This window comes from Rhodoferax sp. (assembly GCF_028715765.1).
Classification (GTDB): Bacteria; Pseudomonadota; Gammaproteobacteria; order Burkholderiales; family Burkholderiaceae_C; genus Rhodoferax.
In genome coordinates this window covers 1-14608 of the sequence record NZ_JAQURE010000022.1, presented here as the reverse complement: position 1 = coordinate 14608, position 14608 = coordinate 1, and the positions used below count along the sequence as shown (strand labels likewise).

At 56.7% G+C, this 14608-nt stretch carries 15 protein-coding genes and 3 tRNA genes; 9 read left to right on the top strand and 9 right to left on the bottom strand.

Features of this window, described 5'->3' with window-relative positions:
- The 6 genes from PHT20_RS09265 to cobA all read left to right on the top strand — a co-directional run bounded on the left by PHT20_RS09265 (window position 1) and on the right by cobA (window position 5506).
- Entirely contained in the window at window positions 1–504 is a 504-nt protein-coding gene (locus PHT20_RS09265; RefSeq protein ID WP_301020295.1) for a hypothetical protein, read from the top strand.
- Complete coding sequence (gene dsrO / locus PHT20_RS09260; RefSeq protein WP_300087717.1) at window positions 501–1265, top strand: sulfate reduction electron transfer complex DsrMKJOP subunit DsrO; 765 nt, start codon at window positions 501–503, stop codon at window positions 1263–1265. The genes PHT20_RS09265 and dsrO overlap by 4 nt, the downstream gene beginning before the upstream one ends.
- Window positions 1266–1280: 15 nt before the next feature.
- Window positions 1281–2507 carry an NrfD/PsrC family molybdoenzyme membrane anchor subunit gene (gene nrfD, locus PHT20_RS09255; protein ID WP_301020294.1) on the top strand — a complete coding sequence of 409 codons (1227 nt, stop codon included), beginning with the start codon at window positions 1281–1283 and terminating at the stop codon, window positions 2505–2507.
- A 24-nt stretch (window positions 2508–2531) separates the two neighbouring features.
- Window positions 2532–4298 carry a cobyrinate a,c-diamide synthase gene (locus tag PHT20_RS09250; protein WP_301020293.1) on the top strand — a complete coding sequence of 589 codons (1767 nt, stop codon included), beginning with the start codon at window positions 2532–2534 and terminating at the stop codon, window positions 4296–4298.
- 63 nt (window positions 4299–4361) lie between these two features.
- Window positions 4362–4733, top strand: a complete 372-nt coding sequence (locus PHT20_RS09245; protein ID WP_300085455.1) for an iron-sulfur cluster biosynthesis family protein — start codon at window positions 4362–4364, stop codon at window positions 4731–4733.
- Between the two features lie 8 nt (window positions 4734–4741).
- Window positions 4742–5506 (top strand): uroporphyrinogen-III C-methyltransferase, encoded by a 765-nt coding sequence (gene cobA, locus PHT20_RS09240; protein ID WP_301020292.1) that lies wholly within the window; start codon window positions 4742–4744, stop codon window positions 5504–5506.
- Window positions 5507–5706: 200 nt separating this feature from the next.
- Here the strand turns inward: cobA and PHT20_RS09235 are convergent.
- The 9 genes from PHT20_RS09235 to folC form a co-directional block, all read right to left on the bottom strand.
- Window positions 5707–5783 (bottom strand) — tRNA-Asp (locus tag PHT20_RS09235).
- A 91-nt stretch (window positions 5784–5874) separates the two neighbouring features.
- Window positions 5875–5950: transfer RNA gene (locus tag PHT20_RS09230), tRNA-Glu, on the bottom strand.
- Window positions 5951–5983: 33 nt separating this feature from the next.
- Window positions 5984–6059, bottom strand: a tRNA-Ala gene (locus PHT20_RS09225).
- A gap of 61 nt (window positions 6060–6120) precedes the next feature.
- Window positions 6121–7509 carry a glutamate--tRNA ligase gene (gene gltX / locus PHT20_RS09220; RefSeq protein WP_301020291.1) on the bottom strand — a complete coding sequence of 463 codons (1389 nt, stop codon included), beginning with the start codon at window positions 7507–7509 and terminating at the stop codon, window positions 6121–6123.
- Between the two features lie 3 nt (window positions 7510–7512).
- Window positions 7513–8727, bottom strand: coding sequence for an O-succinylhomoserine sulfhydrylase (locus tag PHT20_RS09215; RefSeq protein WP_301020290.1), 1215 nt, complete (start codon window positions 8725–8727; stop codon window positions 7513–7515).
- A 2-nt stretch (window positions 8728–8729) separates the two neighbouring features.
- Window positions 8730–10229, bottom strand: a complete 1500-nt coding sequence (gene purF, locus PHT20_RS09210) for an amidophosphoribosyltransferase (RefSeq protein ID WP_301020289.1) — start codon at window positions 10227–10229, stop codon at window positions 8730–8732.
- Window positions 10230–10256: 27 nt separating this feature from the next.
- Entirely contained in the window at window positions 10257–10745 is a 489-nt protein-coding gene (locus PHT20_RS09205; RefSeq protein ID WP_301020288.1) for a CvpA family protein, read from the bottom strand.
- Window positions 10746–10755: 10 nt separating this feature from the next.
- Complete coding sequence (locus PHT20_RS09200) at window positions 10756–11535, bottom strand: SPOR domain-containing protein (RefSeq protein WP_301020287.1); 780 nt, start codon at window positions 11533–11535, stop codon at window positions 10756–10758.
- A gap of 31 nt (window positions 11536–11566) precedes the next feature.
- Window positions 11567–12883: a bifunctional tetrahydrofolate synthase/dihydrofolate synthase gene (folC, locus tag PHT20_RS09195; RefSeq protein WP_301020286.1), complete on the bottom strand. Its 1317-nt coding sequence runs from the start codon at window positions 12881–12883 to the stop codon at window positions 11567–11569.
- 79 nt (window positions 12884–12962) lie between these two features.
- Between folC and PHT20_RS09190 the strand changes: the two genes are divergently transcribed.
- The 3 genes from PHT20_RS09190 to argG all read left to right on the top strand — a co-directional run.
- Window positions 12963–13331 carry an ArsC family reductase gene (locus PHT20_RS09190; RefSeq protein ID WP_301020285.1) on the top strand — a complete coding sequence of 123 codons (369 nt, stop codon included), beginning with the start codon at window positions 12963–12965 and terminating at the stop codon, window positions 13329–13331.
- Between the two features lie 115 nt (window positions 13332–13446).
- Window positions 13447–13764, top strand: a complete 318-nt coding sequence (locus PHT20_RS09185; RefSeq protein WP_300085478.1) for a pyrimidine/purine nucleoside phosphorylase — start codon at window positions 13447–13449, stop codon at window positions 13762–13764.
- Between the two features lie 70 nt (window positions 13765–13834).
- Window positions 13835–14608 (top strand): argininosuccinate synthase (argG, locus tag PHT20_RS09180; protein WP_301020284.1); only part of this gene is annotated, 774 nt, incomplete at its 3' end.

The window sequence follows — 14608 nt, the reverse complement described above, 5'->3', positions numbered from 1 at the left end:
ATGGCACGAAGCGTGTGTGATGTGCGGCACAGCCTCTGGCGGCTGGTCTGCCTGGGTTTGTGTGTGGGCTTAGGGCTGTCTGCACAGGCTCAAACGCCTGCCGCAGCGCCAACACCCGGCTTGACGCTGCAACCCAAGGTGGAAAAAGCTCGTGGTGGCCAGTGTGTGGAAGACCCTGTATTCATGCGGCGCAACCACATGACTTTGCTCAAGCACCAGCGTGACGACACAGTGCATGGCGGCATTCGCACCGGTCAATATTCATTGAAAGCATGCGTAGCGTGCCATGCCAGTCAAACCAGCCAAAGTGTCAGTGCCCATCCAGGCGATTTCTGCCAAAGCTGCCACACCTATGCAGCGGTCAAGATTGATTGTTTTGAATGTCATGCCAACAAGCCTGATGCCACATCAACACCGGCCACAGCCACACATGCTGATGCAAATCAGTCAGCCAAATTGGCGCAACTCCAGCAGCTTTTAGGTCAAGAAAAGGCCAAACCATGACGCATGAACCTACGCCTCGCCCGGCTTCACCCCACACCCATCGGCGTGGCTTCTTGGGTGTCGCCGCCGCTGGTTTGGCAGGTGTGATGCTGGCACCTGGGGTGCGCTTGATGGAAGTTGCCCAAGCCGCAACATCCACCACCACGGCCGGAGTGAGCCCCAAAGTACGCTGGGGTATGCTGATTGACACGGGCAAATGTGCCAGTGGCTGCACGGCGTGTGTCACGGCATGTAATTCAGAAAATGGGCTCTCTGGTGGAACCCTGCCAACAGATTCGCAGTGGATTCGCAAGCTGGAGTTGACCCATGCGGGCAGCGGCAACACCGTTTCAATGCCCATGATGTGCCAGCACTGCGCCGAGCCGCCTTGTGTGGATGTCTGTCCCACGGGTGCTTCATTCAAGCGGGCGGACGGTATTGTGCTGGTTGACAAACATATCTGTATTGGGTGCCGCTACTGTGTCATGGCCTGCCCTTACAAAGCCCGCTCGTTTGTGCACGAACCTTTGCACAACCAAAAAACCGATGTCCCCCGTGGCGTCGGTACCGCAGAAGGTTGCACCCTCTGTGTGCACAAGGTTGATCAGGGCGAACAGCCGGCGTGTGTCACGGCCTGCGCTGAGGCCGAGCATGGCGCCATTTTGTTTGGCGACCTCAACAACCCCGAGAGCGACATTGCCAAACGTGTGGCCAGCTATCCATCGCGCCAAATCCGGGAAGACCTCAACTTGAACACGGGTGTGCGTTACAGCGGCATTTGAAGAAAGATCTAGGCCATGAAATTTGTCTTACGCCCTTTGAAAGAAACCGGGTTTGGCTTCCAAGCCTTGGCCGCTGGCTTCAGCCTGATGCTGGCCGTGGGGCTGGGTGCAGTGTGGTACATGGAGCACAACGGTCACATCGTGACCGGCATGAACAACCAGGTGGTTTGGGGCTTGCCACATGTGTTTGCGGTGTTTTTGGTGGTGGCAGCTTCTGGCGCGCTGAACATGGCTTCGATGGCTTCGGTCTTTGGCAAAACAGAGTTCAAACCCTTGGCTCCGCTGTCTGGTGTGTTGGCCATTGCTTTGCTGGCTGGTGGCTTGTTGGTGCTGATGTTGGACTTGGGTCGGCCTGATCGACTGCTGGTGACAGTGACGCACATGAACTTCAAGTCTATTTTTAGTCTCAACATCTTTTTGTATTCTGGTTTTTTTGGCTTTGTGGCGGCGTACATCTGGACCATGATGGAGCGGCGGATGAACCGTTTTACGCCCCTGGCAGGTTTTTTTGCATTCATCTGGCGCATGGCACTGACCACTGGCACGGGCTTAATTTTTGGTTTTTTGGTGGCGCGACAAGCCTATGACTCGGCTTTGTTAGCTCCTTTGTTCATTGCCATTTCACTGAGTTACGGTCTGGCCGTGTTCATTTGGGTACTGATGCTCGCCTGTCATGCAGGAGACCGGCCTTTGGGTGATGTTCTGGTGGCTAAACTGGCACGGTTGCAAATTATCTTCATAGCGGCAGGGTTTTACTTTGTGTTGGTTTACCACCTGACCAACATGTACTTCACCAAACATCACGATTTTGAACGCTTTATTTTGCTGGAAGGTGGCATCTACACCGCCCTGTTTTGGTTAGGACAAATTGTGCTGGGCTGTGTGGTGCCATTGTTGATGCTGTTGCACCCCCACATTGGCGCGCTGCGTGGCAGAGTTGCGGCCAGTGCAGGCTTGGTCATGGTGGGCGGTCTGGCGCAGATGTACGTCACCATTGTGGGTGGTCAGGCGTTTGGTTTGGTGCTGTTTCCTGGTTACCAAGTTCGTAGCAGCTTTTATGACGGTGTGACTGCCAGCTACGCATCCAGCCTGCCGGAATGGCTGTTGGGGCTAGGGGGCGTGGCATTGGTCGGACTGATTGTGATGCTGGCGCTTCGCGTACTGGGGTTTTTACCTGAGCGGCTGGATGACAGTGTCTTTAACGCCAACAGTGCGGCGGCCACCGCGCACGCCAGCGCTTGAATTTCAACTTGAGTTGACCCAGTGATGTCGCGTTTTTTAGTTTCAGCTGCACACAAGTCATCGGGTAAAACCACCATCAGCATTGGGTTGTGTGCTGCGTTGTCAGCGCAAGGGCTGCGCGTACAAGCCTTTAAAAAAGGGCCTGATTACATTGACCCCATGTGGTTGGCGCAAGCCAGTGGCCACCCCTGTTTCAACCTAGACCCCTACTTAAGTCCGGCAAACCAAATCATTGACAGTTTTGTGTGTCATTCAGCGTTGGCTGATGTCAGCCTGGTGGAAGGCAACAAAGGGCTTTACGACGGCCTGGCGCTCGATGGCAGCAACAGCAATGCTGCGCTGGCGCATTTGCTTGATTTGCCTGTGGTGTTGGTGTTGGATGCGCGTGGCATGACGCGTGGCATTGCACCCTTGATTTTGGGTTACCAAGCCTTCGACAGCCGCATTCGCATTGCCGGAGTGATCCTCAACCAACTCGGTGGCAGCCGCCACGAGGCCAAACTGCGCGCTGTAATTGAGCACTACACCGATGTCCGAGTGTTGGGCGCTATCGCGCATGACCCCCAACTGGCCTTGGTTGAGCGGCATTTGGGCTTGATGCCCAACCAAGAAAAAGACGATGCATCACAGCTTGTGCGCCTGATTGGTGAGAGAGTTTCAGAACAAGTCGATTTAGCTCAAGTGTTGGCATTGGCAAAAACTGCGCCGCCACTGCAACCTCAAATCACCCAAACGCACGTGACACAGGTCACGGCTCAAGGTCTAAAGAAACCTCAAAAACTGCGCATTGGCCTTGTGCAAGACAAAGCGTTTGGGTTTTACTACCCAGACGACGTGTTGGCACTGCAAGCGGCTGGTGCGGAATTGGTAACGGTCAATGCTCTGCAAGACACACACTTGCCGCCTTTGGATGGTTTGTTCATAGGCGGTGGCTTCCCTGAAGTGTTTATGGCGCCATTGGAAGCCAACCACGCATTTCGCATGCATTTGAAGTCATTGATTGAAGCGGGACTGCCGGTTTATGCTGAATGCGGCGGGCTGATGTACCTGGCGCGAAGCCTGCGCTGGAAAGACACTGTTGCCGACATGGTGGGTGCATTGCCCATGGATGTGGTGATGCATGACCGCCCCGTCGGCCGCGGCTATGTCCGCTTGCAAACCACAGCAGATGCACCCTGGCTGACCAATGCCCATGAGCATGCGCCTGGGCAAACCCTTCAAGGGCATGAGTTTCACTATTCAAGTGTTGAAAACTTGCCGATAGATTCAAAATTTGCTTACCGTGTTTTACGCGGTTACGGCATCGACGGTCAGCACGATGGGCTTGTTGTTCACAATGTGCTGGCTTCATATGCACACTTGCGAAGTGGCGCCGGGGCAGATTGGACGCGGCAGTTTATGGATTTTGTCCGGCTCAAGAAGACGTCTGAATCGGTTACCTCGGTCTGCTGCGCGCCTTTTGTTTGGGTCAATGGCTCCCCCATAGCCACTGACACCGAGGGCTATCTTAAAAATCTGGGCGACTGGTCGGAGGATTTTGCCAAAACTCAGGCACAAGCTGAAAACCTGACCCTGACCGAAGCACACTGGCAGGTGATTGCGTATTTGCGCGCCTACTACGAAGAGCACAGGGTGCAGGCGCAAGTTCGCGCGATGATTTGGCATTTTTCCAAACTTTGGGGTCCAGAGTTAGGCAACAATCATCATTTACACACGCTTTTCCCAGTTGGTGGCCCGCAAAAGCAAGGCAACCGTCTGGCGGGTCTGCTCAAGACCAAAGGCGAACATTGACTTGCATGGGTTTGAGCTCGACACGATCAGAGTTTCACGTTAACAACTTACAGGAGTTTTCACATGTTCAATTTAACGCCTGCAGCGGCTCAGCAAATTCAACAATCTGCCCAAGCCAGTGGTGCTCAAACCTTGGCGCTGCGAGTGGCAGCCAAAAAAGACGCCAGCGGCGACATGCAATTTGGCATGGGCTTTGATGAGCCACACGATGAAGACATGAAGCTCGATTTACAAGGCATCGCCGTGGTCATCAATGACGAATCTCAAGCATTGCTATTTGACACTGTGCTGGACTTTGTTGAACTCAACCCGGGCGAGTTCAATTTCATATTCATTCCCAACAGCCATCCTTCGTGCGGTAGCGCGTCTGTCACTACCAGCAGTTGCGGCAGCGGTGGCTGCGGCAGTTGCGCCAGCCAAGGAGCGGCGCATTGAGTGCCCACATGCAAACGTCTACACCAGCCACAGGTCGTGTTTACCTGGTGGGCGCCGGCCCGGGCGACCCCGAATTGCTCACACTTCGTGCGGTGCGTTTGCTAGAAAAAGCCGATGTGGTGGTCTATGACAACTTGGTCTCGCCTGGGGTGTTGGACTTCGTGCCTGCAACTGCAGAGCGCATTTATGCGGGCAAACGACGCAATGAACACACCCTGCGCCAAGAGCAAATCAACGCCCTGTTGGTCAAGCTGGCCCTGCAAGGCAAGCAAGTGGTGCGGCTCAAGGGTGGCGACCCGTTTATCTTTGGCCGTGGCGGAGAAGAAATGCAAACGCTGGCGGGCTCTGGGGTTGACTTTGAAGTGGTACCAGGTGTCACAGCTGCCTCGGGGGTGTCGAGTTATGCAGGCATTCCACTGACCCACCGTGACTACGCCCAATGCTGTATGTTTGTCACCGGCCATTTGAAAGACGGCAGTGCCGACCTGGACTGGCCGAGCCTGGTCAGGTTGAACCAAACCGTGGTGATTTACATGGGGCTCAATGGCCTGCCTGAAATCTGCCAGCAATTGGTGGCACACGGCGCCTTGCCCAGTTTGCCCATTGCCGTGGTGCAGGATGGCAGCATGAAGTCGCAAAAAGTGGTTACAGGCACATTGGCAGATATGGCTCAAAAAGTGGCGCAAGCTGGTCTCAAGTCACCATGCCTGACCATCATTGGCGAGGTAGTCAAGCTGCATGATGAGCTTGATTGGTTTAAGGCCAATGCCTGACGTAACACCCTTCAGGCACCTCACTGCAATTGCAGCGTATCAAGAACTTTGGCCGTTGAGTTGATCAACTTGACTTGTCCACAGCTCGTTTAACCATGGAATTTTCTGACAGTGTTTTTTTCTTGCATGAAAACATGCAAGTTATTCACTGACAAATGAAAAAGCCGTTGTAAATAATGAATTTACAACGGCTTAATTTTTGGCGGAGCGGACGGGACTCGAACCCGCGACCCCCGGCGTGACAGGCCGGTATTCTAACCAACTGAACTACCACTCCTGGTAGCTAACGTTTAGCTCTTTCAAGCTCAAGTCATTTGCTTTTGACAGCAAACCGTTACCGACTTGCGCCGCATTATCTTGCGATAATTTGGCGACCCCACGGGGATTCGAACCCCGGTACTCACCGTGAAAGGGTGATGTCCTAGGCCTCTAGACGATGGGGTCAAAACCTTGGACTTTCGTCTCTCATGAAACCCTTGGTGGAGATAAGCAGGATCGAACTGCTGACCTCTTGCATGCCATGCAAGCGCTCTCCCAGCTGAGCTATACCCCCGTTAACACAACTCTGATTAGAAGCAGTGTTTGTTTCCAAGCCCTAAATTATAGCCACAATTTCAGGCCAACTTCAGCCTTTCGATAACTTTTTCTCGATTGAACAACTCCAACACTGCATCGAGTGAAGGTGTGTGGGCATTCCCCACCACCAACACGCGCACTGGCATGGCCAAGTGCGGCATTTTCAGGCCGCAGGCTTTCAGCACATCTTTGATCTCTGCCGCAATGCTGGCCTTGTCCCAGGCACATGTGGCCAGCTTGTCAGACAGCATGGTCAAAGCAGGTTTGACAGCATCGGTGACGTGCAATGCCAGATCAGCTTCTGGCGCCTGCACGTCGGCATAAAACACTGCAGCCCAGTCAGCCAAAACCACCGTGGTGTCACAGCGGTCTTTGAACAGCGCGCAAATTTTGACCAATCTGTCGTCAGACGCAATGCCACGCTTTTGCAACTGAGCTTGCACCAGGGGTGCCAACACCTCGTCTGGGGTGATCTTGATGTGCTGAGCATTGACCCAACGCAGCTTGGCTTCGTCAAACTGTGCGGCACTCTTGCCCAGATGATCCAAGTTAAACCAGTCAATGAACTGCTGCCGGCTGAAAATTTCATCGTCACCATGGCTCCAGCCCAAACGCGCCAAGTAATTCACCATGGCATCAGGCAAGTAACCTTCTTCACGGTATTGCGTGACCGCCTTGGCGCCATTGCGCTTGCTCATTTTTTCGCCCAGCTCATTGAGCACCGTGGGCAAATGTGCGTACACCGGGGGCTCTTTGCCCAGCGCTTTGAAAATATTGATTTGGCGCGGGGTGTTGTTGACGTGGTCATCGCCGCGAATGACATGGGTGATGGCCATGTCGATATCGTCCACCACCACGCAAAAGTTGTAAGTAGGCGTGCCGTCGGGTCGGGCAATGACCAGATCGTCGAGCTCGTCGTTGCTGATCTCAATGCGGCCTTTGACCTTGTCGTCCCACACCACAGCGCCATCTTGCGGATTTTTGAAGCGCAATACCGGTTGAACACCTGCTGGCACGGGCGGCAACACTTTGCCCGGTGCGGGGCGCCAAGTGCCGTCGTAGCGCGGCTTTTCTTTGGCCGCTGTCTGGCGCTCGCGCAGCGCATCGAGCTCGGCCAGGCTCATGTAGCACGGGTACACATGGCCAGCGGCCACCAAGTCGGCCAGAACCGCCTTGTAGCGCGCCATGCGCTGCATTTGGTAAAAAGGCCCTTCATCTTGATCCAGCCCTAGCCATTTCATGCCTTCAATGATCACGTCCACCGAGGCTTGGGTCGAACGCTCAAGGTCGGTATCTTCAATGCGCAAAATGAAATCGCCACCTGTGGCGCGAGCAAACGCCCACGGGTAAAGCGCTGAGCGGATGTTGCCCAAATGAATAAATCCGGTGGGAGACGGGGCGAAGCGGGTACGTGTTTTTTGTGTCATAACTCAAGCCAAGGTGGACAAGCCGCGCAGCAAGTCGGCCTTCAAATCTTCAAGATGTTCCAAACCCACTGCAATGCGAATCAGCCCTTGGCCAATGCCTGCCGCTTGGCGCTGGGCAGGGGTCAAGCGGCCGTGCGAAGTGGTCGCGGGGTGGGCGATGGTGGTTTTGGTGTCGCCCAAATTGGTGGTAACCGAGCACACCTGCGTGCTGTCAATGACGTGAAAGGCGCGCGTGCGTCCCGTCACTTCGTCGGGGGCACGCACATCAAACGACACCACCGCGCCACCCAGGCCAGACTGCTGGCGCATGGCCAGGGCTTGCTGTGGATGGCTGGGCAAGCCTGGGTAATACACATGCGCCACTTGCGGCTGGTTTTGCAACCACTGCGCCAAGGCCAAGGCACTGTCACACTGGGCGCGCATGCGAATCGCCAGCGTTTCCATGCCTTTGGTCACCACCCAAGCGTTGAATGGGGAGAGCACCATGCCCGCGGTGCGGTTGATGGGCCAAAACACATCGTTGACGTATTTCTCGGTGCAACAAATGGCACCGGCCACCACCCGGCCCTGGCCGTCAAGGTATTTGGTGCCTGAATGAATGACGAAATCAGCCCCCCATTCGGTCGGACGCTGCAGCGCCGGGCTGCAAAAGCAGTTATCTACAGCCAACAGTGCGCCGCTTTGATGCGCCACATCAGCCAACGCGGCAATGTCGCAAATGTCGGTCAGCGGGTTGGTGGGGGTTTCGGCAAACAGCAGCTTGGTGTTGGGCTGAACCGCCGCACGCCATTGCGACACATCGGTTTGCGAGACAAAGGTGGTTTGCACACCAAATTTTGAGAATTCGGTTGCAAACAGGCGCAGCGTTGAGCCAAAGACCGATTGCGAACAAATCACATGGTCACCCGCGCGCAGCAAGCCCATGCCCAGCAACAGCACAGCGGCCATGCCGCTGGCAGTGGCCATGGCTGATTCGGTGCCTTCAAGCGCGGCCAAGCGCTGCTCCATGCAGGTGACGGTGGGGTTGCCGACGCGGGAATAGGTGTAGCCGTCTTCTTCGTTGGCAAAGCGCTTGCGGGCAGTTTCAGCGTCGGGCTGTAAAAAACTGCTGGTCAGGTACAGCGCTTCGGAGTTCTCGCCGTACTGGCTGGGGGCAATGCCTGCGCGCACTGCCAGGGTGTCGCGGTGCAAACCTTCAGGGAGTTTTTTTTTGGTCATGTTCAATTTTCCAAATTGGGCAGCGCCAGCCGGGAGGTGTCTTCTTGAACTTCATCACCACCCACCCGGTGCGAATTCAAGCGAACAATGTCTTCCAGCGTGACATCACCCGTCACATACACGCCGTCAAAACACGAGGCGTCAAAGCCTTTGATGGCTGGGTTAAGTGACCCAATGGCGCGTTTCATGGCCTCTACGTCTTGGTAAATCAACGCGTCGCAACCAATCAGCTGGCGGATTTCTTCCACCGTGCGGTTGTGCGCCACCAGCTCTTGCGGGGTGGGCATGTCAATGCCATACACATTGGGGTAGCGCACCGGGGGCGCAGCGCTGGCCATGTAGACCTTGCGCGCGCCAGCCTCGCGCGCCATTTGCACAATCTCTTTGGAGGTGGTGCCGCGCACAATCGAGTCGTCCACCAGCAGCACATTGCGCCCCTTGAACTCGCTGGCGATCACGTTGAGTTTTTGGCGCACCGACTTTTTGCGCACGCTCTGCCCCGGCATGATGAAAGTGCGACCCACATAGCGGTTTTTCACAAACCCCTCGCGGTAAGGCAAGCCCAGCAACTGCGCCAATTGCGCGGCGCTGGGACGGCTGGACTCGGGGATGGGAATGACCACATCAATCTCATTGGGCGGCACGGTCGAAATAACCCGCTTGGCCAAGGTTTCGCCCAAATTCAGCCGTGCCTGGTAGACCGAAATACCGTCCATCACCGAGTCTGGCCGCGCCAGGTAGACGAATTCAAAAATGCAGGGGTTCAGCACCGGGTGGTCAGCACATTGCTGTGCATGAATCTGCCCTTCAAGGTCAATGAACACCGCCTCACCCGGCTCGATGTTGCGCTCAAAACGGTGCGAGGTGCCCTCTAAAGCGACCGATTCACTGGCCAGCATCCAGGTGTCGTCGCTGCGCCCCATGCACAGCGGGCGAATGCCAAAAGGGTCACGAAAAGCGAGCACGCCATGCCCAGCTATCAAGGCAATGACGGCATAAGAGCCTTTGATGCGGCGGTGCACCTTGCGCACCGCGCTGAACACATCGGCAGGCGCGAGTGGCAGACCCCGGGTGGTTTCGCCCAACTCATGCGCCAGCACGTTGAGCAGCACTTCAGAGTCGCTCTCGGTGTTGATGTGGCGGTGGTCGGCGTTGAACAACTCGGCCTTCAGGGCGTGGGCGTTGGTGAGGTTGCCGTTGTGCACCAGCACGATGCCAAACGGTGCATTCACATAAAACGGCTGTGCCTCTTCTTCACTGAACGCATTGCCCGCAGTGGGGTAGCGCACTTGCCCCAGACCACAGTTGCCCGGCAGCGAGCGCATGTTACGGGTGCGAAACACATCGCGCACCATGCCCTTGGCCTTGTGCATGAAAAATTTGCGCTCCTGCTGCGTCACGATACCCGCAGCGTCCTGGCCGCGGTGTTGCAGCAACAACAATGCGTCATAAATCAGCTGATTGACCGGCGCGTGACTGACTACACCCACAATTCCACACATAAAAATCCAATCTTTTCAACGACTTATTCAAATAGACAACAATTTTTTCAGCTCCGGGGGCAGCATGGGCTGGGTGGTTTTGACCAACACCGTCATCACACCAACACCCACTGACTCGTGCCACGCCGCGCTTGATTTCATGGGCGTCATGGCCATCAACAGCGTCGCCACCAGCAGCAGCAAGACCCCGCGAACCATGCCAAACACAGCGCCCAACGCCCGGTCAAAAGGGCTCAAGCCCACCGACGACACCAGTTTTTTAAACACCACCGCCACCAAGCCCCCCAGCATCACGGTGGCCACAAACACCAGGACAAACCCGGCGGCGTAGCGCAGCGTGTCGCTCGACCCGTGCATGGGCAAATACTGCGCGGCATCCAGCGCCAGCCACTGCGCCAACACAAACGCACCCAGCCAGGTCAGCAACGACAACACCTCAAACACCAAACCGCGCCACAACCCGAGCAGCAACGAGGCCAGCAACACACCCACAAAAATCCAGTCCAGTGTGGCCATGGGAGTTAATTCAAAGTGTCAGCAAGGCCGCTGGCAGGTTGAGCTTTTTGATCTTTTCAGCAGATTTTTCAGCCTCTGCCTTGACGGCAAAAGGTCCCACCCGCACGCGAATGCGTTTGCCATCTTTGGTATCAGCCACGTGGGTGTAGGTTTTCAGGCCAGCACGTTCAAGCTTCAAGCGCACTTCATGGGCGCGGGTGGCATCGGCAAAAGCACCCACTTGCACCACAAACCGGCCAGCCACTGGCGCAGTGTCTGATGCCGCGCCATTGAGCAGCGCCTGAGCTTTGGCTGCGTCATTTACTTTAGGCACGGCTACAGGTGTAGGGTGATCGGGAGCAGGCTTATCAGGTGCAGGTTTAACCACTTTGACGGCAGGCAAGGCAGTCGATGCGGCAACTTTGGGGGGCTCTGGCGGCACCACATCAGACGCTTTATTGACGGGCGCTACAGGTCGATTTGGCTCTTCTTTTTCGGTGATCACACCAGCTTCACCAGCTACCGCTTCAACGGCTTTGCCCACGGCCGCTGGCACCGTGCTGGCCGGGGCGGCAGGAAAAGCCAGTGGCAAGACTTTGTTGCGATCCGGGATGTCGATGGGCGTGTCGATGGCCAGCGGGCGCGGCTGCTTGTCAAACAGCAAGGGCAAGCCCAGCACACCCAGCAGCACCAGCACGGTGGCACCGGCCAAGCGGTAGGTGGCGCGCTTGCGAATGGCCTCAATGCTTGGCGCCAGGGGCGGCGCAGTGGCAGGCTCGTCGGCAGCTTTGCGAAACTTGAAAAAAGCCATGCGGGGGAAGAAGGGTAAGGGTCAGGAAAAATCAGGCACCGGGCAGGTGTTTGGCCTGCAGGCGGGGCACACCATCTTTGAGCACACCACCTACGGTGTAGAACGATCCAAAGACCACAATTCTATCAGCGGGGTCGGCGCAAGCCAGTGCCGCTTGCAGCGCTGACTCGGGGTCTGGGTGCGTGCTGGCACTGGCGTCTGAGCGGGTGTTGAGCGCACGCCAAGCCTGCTGCAAATCTTGCGCAGAGGCGGCACGCGGGGTGGGCAAATCGGTGAAATACCAACGGTCTATCAGCGGGTTCATGCGCGCCATGAGGGCGCTCACATCCTTGTCGGCCATGGCACCAAACACGCCGTGGGTGGTGGGGAAAAAGCCCATGGCGTCCAAATTCAGCGCCAACGCCGCCACCGCATGCGGGTTGTGCGCCACGTCCAGCACCAGGTTGGGCTGACCCGGCACAATCTGAAAGCGCCCTGGCAAGTCCACAAACACCAGCCCATTGCGCACCGCTTGCGCCGTCACCGGCAGCAGCTCGCGCAAGGCGGTCAGGGCGGCAAGCACACCGCCGGCGTTGACCAGTTGATTGGCACCACGCAGCGCCGGGTAAGCCATGCCGCTGTAGCGCCGCCCGCGCCCCGCCCAACCCCACTGCAGTTTGTCGCCAGTGACGTTGAAGTCCACCCCCACCCGCCACAGGTCTGCGCCCACCTCCAGCGCCCGGTCTAACACGCTTTGCGGCGGCAGCGGGTCGCTGACCACCACCGGTTTGCCGGTGCGCATGATGCCGGCTTTCTCGTACCCAATGGCTTCACGGGTTTCGCCCAGCAAGGCCATGTGATCGAGGTCAATGCTGGTGATGATGGCGCAGTCTGGCTCGATGATGTTGACCGCATCCAACCGCCCGCCCAGCCCCACCTCCAAAATGGCCACATCCAGCTTGGACTGCGCCATCACATCCAAAATGGCCAGCGTGGTGAATTCAAAATAGGTGAGCGATATTTCATCATCATTTTGGCCTCTAGCGCTCTCCACGCTTTCGCAGGCAGCTATTAATTTTGTATCGCTGACAGCTTCGCCCGACAGCCGCAGACGCTCTTCAAAATGCACCAAATGCGGCGAGGTGTAGACGCCCGTGCGGTAGCCGGCCTCTAGCAAAATAGCTTCCAGCATGGCGCAGGTGGAGCCCTTGCCGTTGGTGCCCGCCACCGTGATGACGGGGCAAGTCAGGCGAATGCCCATGCGCTGCGCCACGGTTTGAACGCGCTCAAGACCGAGGTCAATGGCAGTGGGGTGGAGGTGCTCGCAGTAGGCAAGCCAGTTTGGAAGAGTTTGGGGCGTGGGTTTCATACAGGTGTGAATTGTCTTCCAGAGCGCCGCAGGTCGAGCCAGTGCGGGCTAATTTTGGGTCGGTGGCATGATACCGGGCATGAACACACCACCCCTCACCGTTTACGGCATTCCCAACTGCAACAGCGTCAAAAAAGCCCGTGCCTGGCTCACTGAGCATGGCGTGAGCTATGCGTTTCATGATTTCAAAAAGCAAGGCGTGCCAGCTGACCTGTTGGCGCGGTGGTTGGCGGCCGTGGGATGGGAAAAACTGCTTAATCGACAAGGCACCACCTGGCGCAAGCTCGACGAAGCCACGCGCTTGGCCGTGATGAACGATGCCACCGCCACCGCGCTGATGCTGACCCACCCCAGCGTCATCAAGCGCCCCGTGGTGATGTGGCCGCAAGGGGTCATCAGCGTGGGGTTTGACGTGGAAGTTTTCGCACAGCAGCTGGCCAACGAGTGACTGGGCTTGGGGCACACTTGCGCATACGTTTTGGTGCAGAAAGCCACCGGCACAGGTCAACCTGTCGCCCTGCGTCACCTAAAATTGGCTCTTTTCCCACAAGTTGCAGGCCACCATGACCACCACCCACATCGACGCGGTCAGCGTCACCACCCAAGCCAGTGTTTACTTTGACGGCAAATGCATCAGCCACGGCATCACTTTTGCCGATGGCACCAAAAAATCAGTCGGTGTGGTGCTGCCCGCCAGCTTGACGTTCAACACCGGTGCGCCCGAAACCATGGAATGTGTGGCTGGCAGCTGTGAGTACAAACTGGCTGGCAGCGAGGCTTGGCTCGCCTCCGGCCCTGGCGAGAGCTTCAGCATCCCCGGCAACTCCAAGTTTGACATTCGTGTCACAGAACCCTACCACTACATCTGCCATTTTGGTTGATTCAAATCTTTTTTTGCTATTTTTAATATAGCTGCTTACGCATATTCAACGGGCACTAGAGGCCAAAAACATGTCAAACACCATTCTTCAAAACATTCCAGTCGGTCACAAGGTGGGCATTGCCTTCTCGGGCGGGCTCGACACCAGCGCAGCCCTGCACTGGATGAAGCTCAAAGGCGCCCTGCCCTATGCCTACACCGCCAACCTGGGCCAGCCAGACGAGTCTGACTACGACGAAATTCCGCGCAAGGCCATGGCTTACGGCGCTGAAAAAGCCCGCCTGATTGACTGCCGCCAGCAGCTCGCAGCCGAGGGCTTGGCCGCGCTTCAAAGCGGTGCGTTTCACATCAGCACAGCCGGTGTGACTTACTTCAACACCACCCCCATCGGCCGCGCCGTCACCGGCACCATGCTGGTGGCCGCCATGAAAGAAGACGATGTCAACATCTGGGGCGACGGCTCCACCTTCAAGGGCAATGACATTGAGCGCTTTTACCGCTACGGCCTCTTGACCAACCCCAGCCTCAAAATCTACAAGCCCTGGCTTGACCAGGCTTTTATTGACGAGCTGGGGGGCCGCGCTGAAATGAGCGCGTTCATGACCGCGCATGGCTTTGGCTACAAGATGTCGGCTGAAAAAGCCTACAGCACCGACAGCAACATGCTGGGCGCCACCCACGAAGCCAAAGACCTGGAGTTTTTAAATTCAGGCATTCGAATCGTCAACCCCATCATGGGCGTGCCGTTTTGGCGCGAAGACTGTGTGGTGAAAGCCGAAGAAGTGAGCGTGCGCTTTGAAGAAGGCCGCCCGGTGGCGCTGAATGGCACAGAGTACCCAGACCTG